Genomic DNA, 15,609 nt, shown 5'->3' on the forward strand with positions numbered 1-15,609 from the left:
ATCAGCCTCCCATCTTTTCAAGGCTGGCGAGATCGGGAAGCTCGAAGATCGAGAAATCCGCGGCCCGCGCCGGTGCGGTGGTGCGCAGGCCGGCGCGCAACTTGGCGGAACGGGCCCGCGGATTAAGCTCCGCCTCCTCGTCGCTGGCGGCGATCATCGGCTTGCCGATATTCTCGAAAATGGCGGGCTTGTCCTCCACCATTGGCAGATGCCGGGAACCGGCGGCCTTGCCCGAACGGTCGGAGAAGAACTTCTTGACGATACGGTCTTCCAGCGAATGGAAGGTGACGACGACCAGCCGGCCGCCGGGCTTCAAGGACCGTTCTGCAGCGAACAGCGCCTGCGCCAACTCGCCAAGCTCATCATTGACGAAAACGCGCAGCGCCTGGAACACCCGTGTTGCGGGATGAATCTTGTCCTTCGCCTTGCGCGGCGTGACGATCTCAATGAGACCAGCCAGATCGCGGGTGGTGCGGAAGGGCTCTTCCGCCCGCTTTTTCTCGATGGCGCGGGCAATACGTCCCGGCTGCTTTTCCTCACCGAGAAAACCGAAGATACGAATGAGATCGCCAACCTTTGCACGGTTGACGACATCGGCCGCCGAAACACCCGAAGCGGACATGCGCATGTCGAGCGGACCGTTTTTCTGGAAGGAAAAACCGCGCTCGGCCTCGTCGATCTGCATGGAGGAAACGCCGATATCGAGAACGACGCCATCAAGCCCACCCCCGGGAGCATGCTTGGCAAGATCGGAAAATTGCGACTGGATGAGGCTCAATCGGCCGCCATTGGCGACAACCATCGCCTCGCCGCCGGCGATTGCTGTCGGATCGCGATCGAGCGCGATGACGTTGGCACCCTGGTCAAGAATGGCCTGGGTATAACCGCCGGCGCCAAAGGTGCCGTCGAGAATGACCTTGCCGGGCGCTGGTTCCAGCGCGGCAATAACTTCGCGAAGCAGGACCGGGATGTGACGCTGAGGTCCGCCATCGGCATCAGAAGATCGCCCGCCAGAATTCGCCGCCATTCCGTGTCCCCGTCCTATGCGGGGCGAGCAGCCGAAAAACCGCGCCCCGCTCTTGCTTCCGCCTGCGCCGCCAGAAACGCATTCGGTTGCCAAAGCTGAAAATGATCCGCCCGTCCGACGAAGGTGACCTCGGTGGAGATGCCGGTGAATTCCCGCACAAAATCCGTCACCATCAATCGACCTTCCTGGTCGAGCTTCATGAAAACACCGCCGCCGTGAACCAGCAGCGACATCGCGTTCGCCTCCGGCGAGAAGGCATCCATGGACGCTATCTGCCGCTCGTAGCGCTCCAGCAGATCCGGACCGCCGACGCTGATTGCCGGAAAGGCGAAATCCTGGAGACAATAAAGCTCCTGAATGTCGCGCCTCGCCAGCACCGAACGAAACGGAGACGGAACCGAAACGCGCCCCTTGGCGTCGATCCTGTTCGTCACGTTCGATAAAAAGCGGTCCATTACTCAACTCGCCAAAACCGCATTCCGCAAAGCGAACCATCCACTTCGCAGACGACACCGGTACGCACGACACATCGCCAAGCGCCAGGGCAAGATGCCCTGCAGCAGCCCCTCGCAGGCTCCTCACTCGTTTCAGCGATTGCGGGTCAAAAACACGACCCAATGTGGTGTGCATTTGGGATATCATGGGACACTATGGGCGTCAATGGGATGAAGCCGGCACGATACCGACTTCGCATCGGAAATTCATAAGCCGTTAAGTTTAACGAATGGTTTACTTCAGTCGCACGGAGGCACATTCACGGCGCGGAAAGGCGCTGTGAAATCAACGTTTCTGTTGTAAAAACAAGGAAATGATTTGGAGCACCGCTCCAACTGCAAAAGGAGAGCAGCCGGACATCACTTACGGCTACACGACCTTGTCCTCCTTACGACCCGTTTGCATGCAGTCCCCGACGCCTCTCTGGCCTTCTCGAGCAGGAAGACCCAATCCACCACCGTGTATATGTTCCCCGCTTCTATCAACGGCGTAATTTTTTCGAGTCGCCCGCCACTCGCGGCCATGAAGACGAACGAGGAAGGAATAGATCACCGGCGGCGCTGATACGGACCACGTTGAGATCGAATACGGCCAATGAGAGCTTGACTTTTTAAACTTTCAATTGATTTTATGCTCCTCAAATTGATTTTTATTGAGATATAATGATGACAATATACGCGGCCGGTTTACCCGCATTTCTAAGTTATTTCAGCATCGGCCTAGTGTGTTTTGCGATTTTTTCCACCATTTACACGCGCCTGACGCCACACGAAGAAGTTGAGCTCATCAAGGCTGGAAATATTTCGGCGGCGGTCGCCTTTCTAGGCGCCCTGATCGGCTTCAGCCTTCCGCTGGCATCGGCGGCGGCCCATTCGGTCAGCCTGCCCGACTACGTGATCTGGGCAGCGATCGGCCTGCTGGTGCAAGTCCTTGCGTTCTACATCGCCAAGCTCACCATGACCGACCTGCATTTGAAAATCACGGAGGGTAATGTCGCGGCCGGGCTCTGGAGCGGCGGCATCGCCGTGGTCATCGGGACTTTGAATGCCGCCTGCATGGCGTATTGAGGAACAGACATGCATCTGGACGTGACAGAACATCCGCGTCTTGCCCTGGGCACGATTGCCGCGATAGGCCTTTTTATGGCTTTTTCAACCGAGGAAGAGGTCCTCTACACCTCCGTTGACAAGTGCGTCGCCTCAGGCGTTTATCCCAAGGCTTGCCAGGCGGCATCCGAAGACGCCAACCAGCATCACCTCGCCACGGCACCGAGATTTCGCAACATGGTCGCATGCGAAATGGAATATGGTGCGGGTAATTGCGCTCAGCTGAGACAGAGCGTCAATTCCGACAATTCCAGCAGCACGAGCGCTTTCGTCCCTTCACCGGCCGGATTTGTGATGCCCCGATCCGTCGAAAACTTTTCAGACTACAGTGAATATCGTCGCCGTCAGCAAAACAACGAGTCTGGTTCCGCGGGTGCGATGTCGGCCTATCGAAAACGCAACGGCGACCTCGTCACACCGGACGTGAGTGCCGGCCAACAGAACAACGGCGGAGGCGGAGGCGCTGCAGGAGGCGGCGCGCTGGCCAATGATGTGAAGACGCTCAACGCCAAAACGAACGTCAAGGGCCGCGGCGGATTCGGCGGCCACTCCTTTTCCGGAAGCTGACATGCGCCGCATCACAGTACCACCGCGCCCGGATTGGCGCGAAAAAGCCAATGCCGTGGGTTTCTCCTTCCATGAAATGCACGGCGAACCTTACTGGGTGGACGATGCGGCCTATTGCTTTGGACTTGAGGAAATCGAACGCAATATCGAAGAACCGAGCCAGATTCTACACGATATGTGCATGGATCTCGTCGCCGACATCGTAAACAGTGAGGAGGCGCTCACCCGCCTTGCCATCCCGCGCGATTATCACGATGTGATCCGAAATTCCTGGCGGCGGGGTGACCGCCACCTATATGGCCGTTTTGATCTCGCCTATGACGGACATGGCCCCGCAAAGCTGCTGGAATACAATGCAGACACGCCCACTTCCGTCTTCGAAACGGGATATTTCCAGTATAACTGGCTGACCGATCAGGTCGCCCTTGGAACGCTCCCGGCGCAAACCGACCAGTTCAACTCGGTTCAAGAAGCCTTGATCGAGGCCTTTGGGCAATTCTCGCGAGACAGGATTTTCCATTTCGCAGCGGTGAGCGACAGCGCCGAAGATTGCGGCACGACAATTTACCTAATGGACTGCGCCATTCAGGCTGGCCACCGCGCCCAATTTCTCGATATCAGGGACATCGGCATCGATGCGAGCGGGCGTTACGCTGACCTTCAAAGCCGCGTCATTGAGCGCTGCTTCAAGCTTTATCCCTGGGAATTCATGTTACGGGAATCCTTTGCCGCAAATCTGCCTGCGGAAAGCGGCATTTTCATCGAGCCAGCCTGGAAAGCCGTGCTATCGAACAAAGGCCTGCTGCCCATGCTTTGGCAACGGCATCCCAATCACCCGAATCTGCTCCCCAGCTTCTTTCCCGACGATCCTGAAATATACGAATTACAGGATTACGTGGTGAAGCCGCTTCTCTCGCGTGAAGGTGAAAATGTCAGCCTCTACCGAAACCGACGCGAAATTTTATCGGCCCCCGGCAGTTATGGCAAAGAGGGGTATGTTTTTCAGGCCTACGCACCATTGTTCAAGAGCGAGTTCGGATATGCAGTGTTGGGAAGCTGGATCGTCGGCGATCGATCCTGCGGGCTAGGCATTCGCGAGGACGCGTCGCCCATCACCGCAAATCTCTCCCGCTACGTTCCCCATATCATCGAGGAGTGAGCCCCGCCGAAAAATTCGGCAGGAAAATTCGCCAGTTGGCCTGTAAGCCGGGTTCTGTATGGCCCCGGTTTGACCCGGAACGTGGCAGCCATTCATCTGGGACGGCATTTGCATACCGCCTCTCGCAACCCACCCGGATGACGGGCCCGGAAACCGGCTGTGAACAGGCTTTCGCCCGCCCCGTGTCATCCCTATTCGGTCTTGCTCCCGGTGGGGTTTACCTTGCCACCACTGTCACCAGCGGCGCGGTGGGCTCTTACCCCACCCTTTCACCCTTACCATGCAAGGCATGGCGGTTTGCTCTCTGTGGCACTTTCCCTGGGGTCGCCCCCGCCGGACGTTATCCGGCACCGTATTTCCGTGGAGCCCGGACTTTCCTCACCTTACCGTCTTTCGACATTGGTAAAGCGCGGCTGCCCGGCCAACTGGCATGGGCTGCATAACCATGTTCCGCAGCGAAAGCCACCGAAAAGCGACGGCAAAGATCAAAGAAATTCCGGTTTGAAATCCGTCGAGAAAACATCATCTGCGATTTTTCTGTCCCGAAGGAGCGCAGCACCCAGCCGCCCGATCTCATCTGAACTCTTGGCCGCCGTGCCGTTACCGCCGGTCAGAACCGCAATACGCGGCGACGCGGTGAAGCCGATGGCCGGATAGCCGCTCTTTGTCTTGGAGACGACGCAGGCGGCCATCGAGACACGAGAGAGATCAACGGAAGGCACCAGTGTTCCGACAATCTCTGAAAGGTGATCACGCACGCTTTCGCGCCCGCCGGAGCGGAACCATTCCCGGATCTCCGGGTCGCTGCCGACCCTTTTATCATCGGGATCACCGCCGATCTTTAGATAGATTTTGCCGTCGGGGTAACGCACCGGCGGCAGCAGATAGATATGTTTTGTGCTGTCGTGCGGCTCATAGATCAATGACGGCATGCCCGCATATTGACCCAAATCGCCCTCATCTATCTCGAAGAAAGCGACGGTACGGGCATAAACATCGAGCCCGACCGGCTGCGGCAGCAAATCCCTGGTGATGGAGAAGCCGCCGGCCGCCACCAGCACCCGGTCTGCGGTATAGACCGCGCCCGAAGCCGTCTGGACCGAGGCGCGGCCATCCTTTTCCCGCGTCGAGACGACAATATCATCGATCAGCGTAACGCCAGCCTTTTCCGCGAGTATCGCCTGCGCTTTCACCAGCGCGCGCGGGTTGACGTAACCGGCATTGTCCCTCTCAAACACGCCTTCGCAACCCGGTTCGAAGGAGAAATAGGGAAATCGGCTTTTCAGACTCTGATCACCAAGCAGTTCCGTGGAGACGCCGAGCCGAGCCGCCGCCCTGAGAACATCATCGACGAAGGGATTGGCACCGCCCCGTTCTGGCCCCACCATCAGGCAGCCGACCGGCGCGTAAAATTCGACACCGCTGCGTGCGGCAATATCGGCATAACGCCCGATGGAACGGTTGGCGAGTAAGGCCCAGTCGGCATCGCCATCGATGGTGCGGGTAATCCGCGCTTCATCGTAATGGCTGGCGAAGACGCCTTGATGCGACTTTATATCGGCAGGCTCGCCGGGACCGATCAGCGCCACGCCGTCCACCGTTTCCGCCAGATGACGAGCCGCAGCCGCACCCATCATGCCGCGACCGACGACGATATAGTTGAAATGTCCCGACATGCCGCCCTCTTTACCTGTTCCGTTCAGCCGCATTCTTGTAGCTGCCTGCATGGAGAATGTCAGACAAAAACCGGCGACATTTCGGCGGCGAACTCATCCTCGGTCAGCTGGCCATTGAGAAGCAGCTGCGCGCCCAGTCGCCCGATCTCATCCGAAGACTTGGCGGAAACGAAATTGCCGCCGGTCAGAACCGCAATATTGGAGGACTGCGTATAGCCGATATAGGGATAACCGCTGCGGGTGATGGAGGCGACACAGGATCCTGATGTGACCGGGCAGCCGGCCAGCGCCGGCATCAGCGACAAGGATTTTTTCGTCAGGAATTCCACCTCATCAGGCGTGCCGTCCGAGTGGAACCAATCGACCGCTTGGACCAGCGTTTCAAGCCTGCCCTTTTCGCTTTCGCCGCCGATTTTCAGATAGACCTTGCCATCGGGATATCGCACCGGCGGCAGGATATAGACGATATCGTCCTCGGTTTCCGCCAGCACGATGGTCGAGGGCATCGCGCTGAACAGCGCCTGCCGTGCTTCATCCAGCTCGAAGAACACAATGGTGCGGCCCGTCGCCGCCATATCGACCGGTGACGGCAGGAGCGCCGCCATATTGGTGAAACCGCCTGCCGCGACGATGACCTTTTCCGTCGTATAGGTGGCCCCTTCCCGCGTCGTGACCTCGACGCTACGGGAGGTATCGCGAATATGCGCCGCCGTCTGGCGCAGAAGCCGGCCGCCCTGCGCTTCGGCGATTGCGCATTGCGCTTTCACCAGCGCCCGTGGATTGATGTGGCCGGCATTGCGGGCCTCAAAGCTCCCGCCATGATCGGCAGGCAGCGTAAACATCGGAAACCGTCCTGCCAGCGCTTTAGCACCAAGCGTTTCCACGCCAAGACCGAGACGATCTGCCGAGGAAAGCGCCCGCGATACATAGTCTCCCGCAAGCCCCTTGCCGTTGCCCGTGAACAGGCAGCCCGCTTCGGTGAAGAACCGGATGCCGCTTTTCGCCTCGATCTCGGCGTAACGCCGGATCGAGCGCAACGCGAGTTCGGCCCAGACCGGATCGCCGTCAAAACCGCGGGTGATACGCGCTTCGTCGTAATGACTTGAAAACACACCCTGATGTGTCTTGCGATCAGCCGGTTCGGCCGGCCCGATCAGCGCCACGCCATCCGTTTGCACTGAGAGATGCCGCGCCGCGGCCGCTCCCATCATCCCGGCCCCGACCACGATATATTTGAAATCCGGCATGTCATGCTCCGTATCAGATTTGTTTCTGACTACAGCATGGCGGCCCGAACCGGAATCGCTTTTCGCAATTTCGAAGACGATCGATACCGGACTTAGCTCGCCAGCAGCGCCTGCACCTTGCCGCAATAACGCTTGGAGACCGGGTTCATACGGGTGGCACCGTGGCCGGCATTGTAACGCAGGATGGTGCTGCAAACCTCGCCGCCGCCAAGCTGATGCGCCGTCGCCAGATATTGCATGCCCCAGCGAATATTCGTCTCGGGATCGTAGAGCGCCTTGGTCGTGCCGCGAAAACCCATCATCCGCGCCGTTGCCGGCTTGATCTGCATCAGCCCGACCTCGCCGGCGCTGCCACGGGCCTTGGGGTTGAACTTGCTTTCCACCGAAACCACGGCATGCGCCAGGTTAGTGGGAACGCCGTAACGCTTGGCATATTTGACGATCAGATCGGAATAGCCGTTCTTGAGAGAGGCAGGCAGGCTTTTTTCGGGAATGGGATAACCGGGCTTGCGCACGAAGGTCTCCAGCGTCACGGTCTTGGTCTTGACGTCCTCATCTTTGGCAAAAGAAATCCCCGCCTGCGAAGCGAGCGCAACAACGCCCACCACGACAGCAACAACAAACCTGTTCATATGTAGAAAAAGTCTCCAGATCGGATGACAGAAACAGTGAAATGGCACAAACAGCTTGGGCCCGGAAAGTCGATCACGACGCTCCGCTGTCCGGTCTCCTTCATTGATATTGACGGCAGGCTCCCCTGAAGAACGTCACCGCATACAGTGCCGTTCTTAGACTTCCTCAATGCGGATTAACTGTGGCACAACAAAAAAGCGACTTGGAGGCGCTGGAAAAACGGGAATGCTTTTCCAGAATCCGCGCTCAGGCGGCTGAATATCTCGGCAGGCTGGAGATCAGCCGGTGCAGCGTGTCGATGGTGGAAAAATCCGCGATACCATCCACGAGAACGGGGCGGAAATGCCGCTGGAAGGCAGCCACGGCCCCTTCCGTTTTTTCGCAATAAGCGCCTGTAATTTCAGCGCCATATCCATAGATGGACAGCATCGATTGCAGCGCTTCGACCGGCTGTCCATGGTCGCCGCGCTGGAAAAAGCGTCCGCCGCGGATCGGCGCGGGCTCCACCCAGTGGCCGACGCCGTGCTGCGACAGGATGTCCCACGGGAATTTTTCGCCCGGATCGACCTTGCGGATCGGCGCGACATCCGAATGGGCAAGCACCCTTTCCGGGGCGATAGACCAGCGCCGGCCGCAATCGCGACACAATTCGATGACGGCTGCCACCTGCGCCTCGGGAAACTCCGGCAGTCCGCCGGGGTGACCCTGATTGGCGATTTCTATGCCGATGGAGCGGGAATTGATGTCCTCATCCCCTGCCCAGGAGCTTTTTCCCGCATGCCAGGCACGGCGGCTTTCCGGCACGAGCTGGATGACACGCCCATCCTCGAAGACGAAATAATGGCTGGAAACCTGGCTTTCCGGATTGCGGAGCCACGAAAGGGCACCATCCGCAGTCGTCATGCCGGTATAGTGGAGAAGAATGATATCGGGGCCGGCCACGCCAAGTCTTTCGCCATGGTTAGGCGAAGGCGCAACGGCTGCGCCCCCGAAATCCGGGGCAAAATCCGGCAGACATTCATTCATGCGACGCGGCGTTCTTTCTCGATGGCCGCATAGGCGGCGTTGAGAGCCGCCATACGCTCATTTGCAGCAGCATGCAATTCCATCGGCACGCCGCGCGCGATGAGCTTGTCCGGATGGTGCTCGGCGACCAGCGAACGGTAACGCTTGCGAATATCCAGGAAGTCGTCTGAAGGTGAAACACCGAGGACGCGATAAGGATCGCGACCGTCCATGTGCACATGCCGCGCCATGATCGTTTCGAAATGATCTTCGGTGATACGGAAGATTTCCGCAATACGGCCGAGGAAGGCCAGTTCCCGCTCGTGGATCAGGCCATCGGCCTTGGCAATGTGGAACAGGCCGTCGATGACGCTTTCCAGCATCTCGCAATTGGCATGACCCGAACCGCACAGACCCGCGAGCCGCTCCGCATAGGCCTCGTAACCGGCGACGTCCTGACGCGCGAGGTTATAAAGACGGGCGACGTTCTTGGCTTCTTCGTCCGGAAAATCGAAAATCTGCCGGAAGGCACGAACCTCGGCATCGTTGACCACGCCGTCAGCCTTCGCCATCTTGGCGGAAAGTGCGATGATGGCAACGGAAAAGGATACCTTGCGGCGGGTTTCCGGGTCGCCCTCGAACAGGGTGCGGATGGCTTCGACAACGCGCCCGAGCGCATTGCCTGCCGCGTCGCCGATTGCGCCGAGCAGCCGTTCCCACAGGGATGAAATTTGCAAACAGGCGAAATCGAACATCATGCTGGCAAGCATGAAGGGATATTCCCGCGAATGCAATATGCGGGACGGCCCGTCGGCATTAACTTTTATTCATCTTTGCGACAGTTTTGCTTCAGGAACAAGAGTGCGGCGAAAGGAGCGACCGTGGTTTTCCACAGGCGCGGCGGCCGGAGGTATCAATGCGGCCACGCTGATGCGGATTGAAACGATTATATTCGACTGCTTTCGTCAAGCCGCTGAAAAACCGCAAGAAATCAGCATTTTTCGTCATAAATTCACTTTACACCTACACGCGGCTGTCGCATCCATTTGCCAGACATGTCTTTGGGTATACGCAAAAAGGAGAGCCATGATGGCCAAACAGAAAGTCGCAATGCTGACCGCGGGTGGCCTCGCGCCCTGTCTCTCTTCGGCCGTGGGTGGCCTGATCGAGCGCTATAGCGACATCGCGCCTGAGATCGACATCATCGCTTACCGCTCCGGTTATCAGGGCGTGCTTCTGGGCGACCGTATCGAGATCAACAAGGATATGCGCGAAAAGGCGCATCTGCTGCACCGTTACGGCGGCTCTCCGATCGGCAACAGCCGCGTCAAGCTGACCAATGCCGCCGATTGCGCCAAACGCGGCCTCGTCAAGGAAGGCGACAATCCCTTGCGCGTCGCCGCTGAACGGCTGGCGGCTGACGGCATCACCATTCTCCATACTATCGGTGGCGACGATACCAACACCACCGCCGCGGACCTTGCCGCCTATCTCGGCGCCAACGGCTACAACCTCACCGTCGTCGGCCTGCCAAAGACGGTGGACAATGACGTCGTGCCGATCAAGCAGTCACTCGGCGCCTGGACGGCCGCCGAAGTTGGCGCTTCCTTCTTCGACAATGTCAGCAACGAGCAGAGCGCGGCACCCAAGACCTTCGTCATCCACGAAGTCATGGGCCGCCATTGCGGCTGGCTGACCGCCGCCACCGCCCGCGCCTATATCCAGAAAACCCGCGGCAACGACTATGTCGAAGGCTTGATGATGAACACGCAGATGAAGAACATTGACGGCATCTACCTGCCGGAGATGGCCTTCGACATCGAGGCGGAAGCCGAGCGCCTCAAAGAGGTCATGGACAAACATGGCTATGTCACGCTCTTCGTTTCCGAAGGTGCAGGCCTCGACGCCATCGTCGCCGAACGGGAATCTGCCGGCGAAGCCGTCAAGCGCGATGCCTTCGGCCATGTGAAGATCGACACCATCAATGTTGGCGGCTGGTTCCAGAAGCAGTTCGCCGGCCTCATCGGCGCCGAGCGGTCCATGGTGCAGAAGTCGGGCTATTTCGCCCGCTCCGCGCCCGCCAATGGCGACGATCTTCGCCTCATCCAGGGCATGGTCGATCTGGCGGTCGAAAGCGCACTCAACAAGGTCTCCGGCGTCACCGGCCATGACGAAGACCAGAATGGCAAATTGCGGACCATCGAGTTTCCGCGTATCAAGGGCGGAAAGCATTTCGACCTCTCTGCAAAATGGTTTACCGAAGTGATGGAACACGTCGGTCAGCCGTTCACAGCGGCCTGATTTTACGATAGGCTAAAATAACGCGGTGACAGGGAGGGCAAGGAGGAAGAGAATGTCTGGACAGGCGTGGCTGATTTTCTGTGCAGCATGTGCCGTTGTGTTCGCACTCCCCTCTCCCCTTGTATTCTCTGTCGCCTCCTATGCGGCCATTCGCGGCAGGAAGACGATCTTCGCCTCTGTCGGCGGCGGCGCGCTTGGCGTCGTCACGGCCATGACGATTTCCGCCATTCCGGTGGCCGGTCTCGTCTATCTGCCGCAATCTTTCTTGGAAATCGTGCAATGGGCAGGCATCGGCTGGCTGATGCTGTTCGTATTATGGACCTTCGCAACGCCCGCAGCCCAGGCGGCCAATGCCGACAATGACAATCTGCCGGGCAAATCCTGGAGCGGCATTTTCCGAGATTGTTACGCCGTTGCCGCCCTGCGCCCGCGCTATTTCTCTTTTTTCCTCGCGCTGTTGCCGCAATTCGTTTCCACCACGGGCAATGCCGTTGAAACGCTCGCCATGACACAGGCCGCTATCCTCATTCTGACATGTGTGATTCTGGCAGCGCAGGCGATGTTCGCCGGCCAGACACTTGCGCTGGTGCGCCGCATGTCAGGCGATAAAAAAATCCGGCCGAAATACCGCACCCACTTCATTTCCGGCCGTGCCGTCAGCGCCGGATACAGGCGCATCGCGGCCTGAAAATCCACCTGAAAGCCGGGGCGCCACGTCCCCGCTTGCCGCTTTCCTTACAATAGGTTAATGAAGGCGCGACGGGACACTGCCTGCTTCGCTTGACGCGGGGGTATCGAGAGACAGGCATAACGAAGGCGGCAACATGCGAAATTCGGGCAAATTCCGCGGAAGAAGTGCACTTCTTCTGTCTTCCACGGTGGGTCTGGCACTGGCATTAAGCGCATGCACCAGCGTCGAATATGCCGCGAAGGATGGGCCGAACGGCCCGAAAATTGCAACAGTTACCTCTACCTCTTCGGCCCAGACATCGACGCAACCAGCGACGGCTGAAGCCGTAGCGGGCGCCACCCCGGCAGCACCGGCAGTTCAGACCGCCGACGCCGCAGCCTCTTCTCAAGCAGCAGCACTTCCCACCGCCGTCGCCGTCAAGGGCGGACGCGTGGCGCTGCCGCCTGCCTCCGAAATTGCAGCCGCCGCAGCCATCGCCACGCAGATGCAGCAGCCGACCGAAGTGGCTGGAGCCGCAGCAACGACAGCCGCGCCGACCACGGCCGCGGCACTTGTACCGACACACACCACGCCGGCGGCAGCAGCCATCGAAACGGCAAATGCGGCGGCAAAACCGGCCATGCACAATGCCGCCGTCGATCTGCCGCAGGTGGCTGCCGTCAAGGGCAGCTTCCCGGCCGCGCCGCCACCACCCGGTTCGCCGTCCATCGGCACCGAGTTGACGGCGGAACGGAAAGTCATCCCGCTGCCGAAACCGGACAGCACGGTTCTCGCTTATGCCGCCGGCCCGACCAATGCCGCGCTCGCCGCGATTCGCCAGAACGAATCAATGACCGCACCGCTCAGAACCGCACCGGCGGGACGCGAAAAGCTGAGTGGCCTGATTACCAAATACGCCACCATGTATGATGTGCCGGAAGATCTGGTTCACCGCGTGGTGCAGCGCGAAAGCCGCTACAATCCCGGCGCCTATAGCCGCGGCAATTTCGGCCTGATGCAGATCCGTCATGCCACGGCCCGCTCCCTGGGCTTCGATGGGCCCGCCTCCGGCCTGTTCGATGCCGAAACCAATCTCAAATACGCGGTCAAATATTTGCGCGGCGCATGGGTTGTGGCGGGTAACAACCGTGACAATGCCGTCCGGCTTTATGCGCGCGGTTATTATTACGATGCCAAGCGCAAGGGCATGCTGCACGTTCTGCGGAACTGACGGCCTCTGCCTATGCTGGAAACGCCGCGCAGCTGAGCGGCTCTTTTGAAAGTGCTGCGGCTCTCTTTCTGTCGTCATTCTTGGGCTTGTCCCAGGGATATAAACATGCCGTAAAAAATCGATCTGTTGTTGAAGCTCGGGAAAAGCCCCGGGGATGACGTCTGGGTGGTCAGTGACCACCTCGCCTTCCAGCGACGCCGCCGTTCTCTGGCGCCCGGCTCGGGCTGGTGCGGGCGGGTTTTCCAATGGTCTTTTCTTTTCGCTCGCTCTGCCAGCAACCCCTGTCATCAAACTGTAGCGTGGCGGCTGTAGACGCCTCTCAATCGACTGAGAGGTGAACATATGACGAGTGCGGCACCCAAGACCGGCTTCAGCAAAAACACGAAACTGAAGTCCGCATTGCTCCAGCACAAGGCACTCTCCAAAAGCGGCCTGTCCGAACGGTTCTTCGGCGTCCTCTTTTCCGGCCTCGTCTATCCGCAGATCTGGGAAGACCCCGAGATCGACATGGAAGCGATGGAGCTTGGCGAAGGCCACCGCATCGTCACCATCGGCTCCGGCGGCTGCAACATGCTGGCCTATCTCTCGCGCAACCCGGCCAGCATCGATGTGGTGGACCTCAACCCGCACCACATCGCGCTGAACAAGCTGAAGCTCGCTGCCTTCCGCCATCTGCCCGCCCATCAGGATGTGGTGCGCCACTTCGGCCGCGCCGGCACCCGCAGCAACAGCGTCGGTTATGACCGTTTCATCGCCGAGCATCTGGATGCCACGACCAAGGCATACTGGTCGAAGCGCACCCTTTCCGGCCGCCGTCGCATTTCGGTGTTCGACAGGAACATCTACCGGACCGGCCTGCTCGGCCGTTTCATCGGCGCCGGCCACATCATGGCCCGCCTGCACGGCGTGAAACTCACCGAAATGGCCAAGACCCGGACGCTGGACGAACAGCGCCAGTTTTTTGACAGCAAGGTCGCGCCGCTTTTCGACAAGCCGGTGGTGCGCTGGTTGACGAAGCGCAAGAGCTCGCTTTTCGGCCTTGGCATTCCGCCGCGCCAGTATGACGAGCTGGCAAGCCTTTCCAGCGACGGCACGGTTGCCTCCGTCCTCAAGGAGCGGCTGGAAAAGCTTGCCTGCAACTTCCCGCTCAGCGACAATTATTTCGCCTGGCAGGCCTTTGCGCGCCGTTATCCCGAGCCGCATGAGGGTGCCCTGCCCGCTTATCTCAAGCCGGAATATTACGAAACGATCCGCAACAACACCGCGCGCGTCGCGGTGCATCACGCCACTTATACCGAGCTGCTTTCCCGCAAGCCCGCAAGTGGCGTCGACCGCTATATCCTGCTCGATGCACAGGACTGGATGACGGATGTGCAGCTCAACGAGTTGTGGTCGCAGATCAGCCGCACTGCCGCATCCGGGGCACGCGTCATCTTCCGCACCGCAGCCGAAAAGAGCGTCATCGAAGGCCGGCTTTCGCCTGACATCCGCAACCAGTGGGTCTATCTCGAAGAGCGCTCCAACGAACTCAACGCCATGGACCGCTCGGCCATTTATGGCGGCTTCCATATCTACCAGAGGGCTATGGCATGAAAACCATGGGCGAGAATGTCGGCCTTGCAGACAGCGCGCATGCGGGGCTGATGGACCGCATGTATCGCCACCAGCGCCATATCTACGATATCACCCGCAAATATTATCTTCTCGGCCGTGACCGGACCATTTCCGGCCTCGACGTGCCAAAGGGCGGCACGCTGCTGGAAATCGGCTGCGGCACCGGCCGCAACCTGCTGCTGGCCAGCCGCCGGTTTCCCGACGCCAAACTCTTCGGCCTCGATATATCAGCCGAAATGCTGCTGACCGCCTCCGAGAATTTTGCCGGCAAAGCGGAGCGACCCATTCTGCGTGTCGCCGATGCCACCGCTTTCCGGTCTTCGGAATTCGGCCAGCCCGATGGCTTCGACCGCGTCATGATCCCTTATGCGCTGTCGATGATACCGGACTGGGAAAAAGCGATCGAACAGGCGCTCGCGGCGCTGAAACCCGGCGGTTCGCTGCATATCGTCGATTTCGGCCAGCAGGAACAGTTGCCGAAGTGGTTCCGCACGCTTCTTCAAGCCTGGCTCACCCGCTTTCACGTTACGCCCCGCGCAAGTCTCCGTTACGTTCTCGCCAATATGGCCGGCCGTTTCGACGGGAATCTCGTCTTCGAGGAAATCGCGAGGGGATACGCATGGCGGGCTGTCATCACGCTTCCGGTTGCCGAAGCCCCGCAGCCGAAGATCCACCGCTTATTGGCTGACGCCTGATTCCCGGCGGATTAAGAAACCCGACCGACCCCATGCGGCATCGTCCTCAAGGCTTCTGTCGGGCCCAATCTCCGCACTAAAACCGCAAATCGCTTGGAATCCAGCAACTTGCGAGGTGCAAAAAACGCGCTCCCCCTTGCCATATCAGTTTGTTTACCATGTTATGCGTAAATCGGGAGATAC

15 protein-coding genes and 1 other RNA gene are annotated in these 15,609 nt (G+C 59.3%); 8 read left to right on the forward strand and 8 right to left on the reverse strand.

The features are described 5' to 3' along the window. Window position 1 precedes the first annotated feature (1 nt). Window positions 2–1,027 carry a 16S rRNA (cytosine(1402)-N(4))-methyltransferase RsmH gene (rsmH, locus tag GSF67_RS09675; protein WP_006310454.1) on the reverse strand — a complete coding sequence of 342 codons (1,026 nt, stop codon included), beginning with the start codon at window positions 1,025–1,027 and terminating at the stop codon, window positions 2–4. A 14-nt stretch (window positions 1,028–1,041) separates the two neighbouring features. Continuing rightward, window positions 1,042–1,482 (reverse strand): division/cell wall cluster transcriptional repressor MraZ, encoded by a 441-nt coding sequence (gene mraZ / locus GSF67_RS09680; RefSeq protein WP_006310455.1) that lies wholly within the window; start codon window positions 1,480–1,482, stop codon window positions 1,042–1,044. Between the two features lie 705 nt (window positions 1,483–2,187). Here mraZ and GSF67_RS09685 point away from each other — a divergent pair. Genes GSF67_RS09685 through GSF67_RS09695 form a run of 3 tightly spaced genes read left to right on the forward strand, consistent with a single transcriptional unit; the run spans window position 2,188 to window position 4,354 of the window. Then, window positions 2,188–2,589 (forward strand): DUF350 domain-containing protein, encoded by a 402-nt coding sequence (locus GSF67_RS09685; RefSeq protein ID WP_035214646.1) that lies wholly within the window; start codon window positions 2,188–2,190, stop codon window positions 2,587–2,589. A 9-nt stretch (window positions 2,590–2,598) separates the two neighbouring features. Next, window positions 2,599–3,195 (forward strand): DUF1190 domain-containing protein, encoded by a 597-nt coding sequence (locus GSF67_RS09690; RefSeq protein ID WP_006310457.1) that lies wholly within the window; start codon window positions 2,599–2,601, stop codon window positions 3,193–3,195. 1 nt (window position 3,196) lies between these two features. Next, on the forward strand, window positions 3,197–4,354 hold the full coding sequence (locus tag GSF67_RS09695) for a glutathionylspermidine synthase family protein (protein ID WP_006310458.1): 1,158 nt from the start codon (window positions 3,197–3,199) through the stop codon (window positions 4,352–4,354). 27 nt (window positions 4,355–4,381) lie between these two features. On the opposite strand, the gene rnpB is transcribed toward GSF67_RS09695, so the two are convergent. The 6 genes from rnpB to GSF67_RS09725 form a co-directional block, all read right to left on the reverse strand. Next, window positions 4,382–4,783: RNase P RNA component class A (gene rnpB / locus GSF67_RS09700), an RNA gene on the reverse strand. Window positions 4,784–4,839: 56 nt separating this feature from the next. Continuing rightward, window positions 4,840–6,030, reverse strand: coding sequence for an FAD-binding oxidoreductase (locus GSF67_RS09705; protein ID WP_035214627.1), 1,191 nt, complete (start codon window positions 6,028–6,030; stop codon window positions 4,840–4,842). Between the two features lie 59 nt (window positions 6,031–6,089). Continuing rightward, window positions 6,090–7,277, reverse strand: coding sequence for an FAD-binding oxidoreductase (locus GSF67_RS09710; protein WP_006310460.1), 1,188 nt, complete (start codon window positions 7,275–7,277; stop codon window positions 6,090–6,092). A gap of 92 nt (window positions 7,278–7,369) precedes the next feature. Further along, entirely contained in the window at window positions 7,370–7,909 is a 540-nt protein-coding gene (locus tag GSF67_RS09715; protein ID WP_006310461.1) for a lytic transglycosylase domain-containing protein, read from the reverse strand. A gap of 247 nt (window positions 7,910–8,156) precedes the next feature. After that, complete coding sequence (locus GSF67_RS09720; protein WP_006310462.1) at window positions 8,157–8,936, reverse strand: N-acetylmuramoyl-L-alanine amidase; 780 nt, start codon at window positions 8,934–8,936, stop codon at window positions 8,157–8,159. Next, a complete protein-coding gene (locus GSF67_RS09725) occupies window positions 8,933–9,673 on the reverse strand; it encodes a DnaJ family molecular chaperone (protein WP_035214648.1) in 741 nt (246 codons plus the stop codon). The genes GSF67_RS09720 and GSF67_RS09725 overlap by 4 nt, the downstream gene beginning before the upstream one ends. Before the next feature lie 331 nt (window positions 9,674–10,004). Here GSF67_RS09725 and GSF67_RS09730 point away from each other — a divergent pair, with 331 nt between their 5' ends. The 5 genes from GSF67_RS09730 (at window position 10,005) to GSF67_RS09750 (ending at window position 15,426) form a co-directional block, all read left to right on the forward strand. Then, window positions 10,005–11,216 carry a pyrophosphate--fructose-6-phosphate 1-phosphotransferase gene (locus GSF67_RS09730; RefSeq protein ID WP_035214650.1) on the forward strand — a complete coding sequence of 404 codons (1,212 nt, stop codon included), beginning with the start codon at window positions 10,005–10,007 and terminating at the stop codon, window positions 11,214–11,216. Between the two features lie 52 nt (window positions 11,217–11,268). Beyond that, window positions 11,269–11,904, forward strand: a complete 636-nt coding sequence (locus GSF67_RS09735; protein WP_006310467.1) for a LysE family translocator — start codon at window positions 11,269–11,271, stop codon at window positions 11,902–11,904. Between the two features lie 136 nt (window positions 11,905–12,040). Further along, entirely contained in the window at window positions 12,041–13,117 is a 1,077-nt protein-coding gene (locus GSF67_RS09740) for a lytic transglycosylase domain-containing protein (RefSeq protein ID WP_006310468.1), read from the forward strand. Between the two features lie 342 nt (window positions 13,118–13,459). After that, window positions 13,460–14,710: a DUF3419 family protein gene (locus GSF67_RS09745; protein ID WP_006310470.1), complete on the forward strand. Its 1,251-nt coding sequence runs from the start codon at window positions 13,460–13,462 to the stop codon at window positions 14,708–14,710. Beyond that, window positions 14,707–15,426 (forward strand): class I SAM-dependent methyltransferase, encoded by a 720-nt coding sequence (locus tag GSF67_RS09750; protein ID WP_006310471.1) that lies wholly within the window; start codon window positions 14,707–14,709, stop codon window positions 15,424–15,426. The genes GSF67_RS09745 and GSF67_RS09750 overlap by 4 nt, the downstream gene beginning before the upstream one ends. The last annotated feature ends 183 nt before the right edge of the window (window positions 15,427–15,609 follow it).

The organism is Agrobacterium sp. CGMCC 11546 (assembly GCF_013365515.1).
Classification (GTDB): domain Bacteria; phylum Pseudomonadota; class Alphaproteobacteria; order Rhizobiales; family Rhizobiaceae; genus Agrobacterium; species Agrobacterium fabrum.

Coding starts and splice junctions, on each gene's coding strand:
- GSF67_RS09740 (WP_006310468.1), top strand. CDS start 12,041: ATGCGAAATTCGGGCAAATTCCGCGGAAGAAGTGCACTTCTTCTGTCT.
- GSF67_RS09715 (WP_006310461.1), bottom strand. CDS start 7,909: ATGAACAGGTTTGTTGTTGCTGTCGTGGTGGGCGTTGTTGCGCTCGCT.
- GSF67_RS09695 (WP_006310458.1), top strand. CDS start 3,197: ATGCGCCGCATCACAGTACCACCGCGCCCGGATTGGCGCGAAAAAGCC.
- GSF67_RS09710 (WP_006310460.1), bottom strand. CDS start 7,277: ATGCCGGATTTCAAATATATCGTGGTCGGGGCCGGGATGATGGGAGCG.
- GSF67_RS09705 (WP_035214627.1), bottom strand. CDS start 6,030: ATGTCGGGACATTTCAACTATATCGTCGTCGGTCGCGGCATGATGGGT.
- GSF67_RS09750 (WP_006310471.1), top strand. CDS start 14,707: ATGAAAACCATGGGCGAGAATGTCGGCCTTGCAGACAGCGCGCATGCG.
- GSF67_RS09685 (WP_035214646.1), top strand. CDS start 2,188: ATGACAATATACGCGGCCGGTTTACCCGCATTTCTAAGTTATTTCAGC.
- GSF67_RS09690 (WP_006310457.1), top strand. CDS start 2,599: ATGCATCTGGACGTGACAGAACATCCGCGTCTTGCCCTGGGCACGATT.
- GSF67_RS09725 (WP_035214648.1), bottom strand. CDS start 9,673: ATGATGTTCGATTTCGCCTGTTTGCAAATTTCATCCCTGTGGGAACGG.
- mraZ (WP_006310455.1), bottom strand. CDS start 1,482: ATGGACCGCTTTTTATCGAACGTGACGAACAGGATCGACGCCAAGGGG.
- rsmH (WP_006310454.1), bottom strand. CDS start 1,027: ATGGCGGCGAATTCTGGCGGGCGATCTTCTGATGCCGATGGCGGACCT.
- GSF67_RS09730 (WP_035214650.1), top strand. CDS start 10,005: ATGGCCAAACAGAAAGTCGCAATGCTGACCGCGGGTGGCCTCGCGCCC.
- GSF67_RS09735 (WP_006310467.1), top strand. CDS start 11,269: ATGTCTGGACAGGCGTGGCTGATTTTCTGTGCAGCATGTGCCGTTGTG.
- GSF67_RS09745 (WP_006310470.1), top strand. CDS start 13,460: ATGACGAGTGCGGCACCCAAGACCGGCTTCAGCAAAAACACGAAACTG.
- GSF67_RS09720 (WP_006310462.1), bottom strand. CDS start 8,936: ATGAATGAATGTCTGCCGGATTTTGCCCCGGATTTCGGGGGCGCAGCC.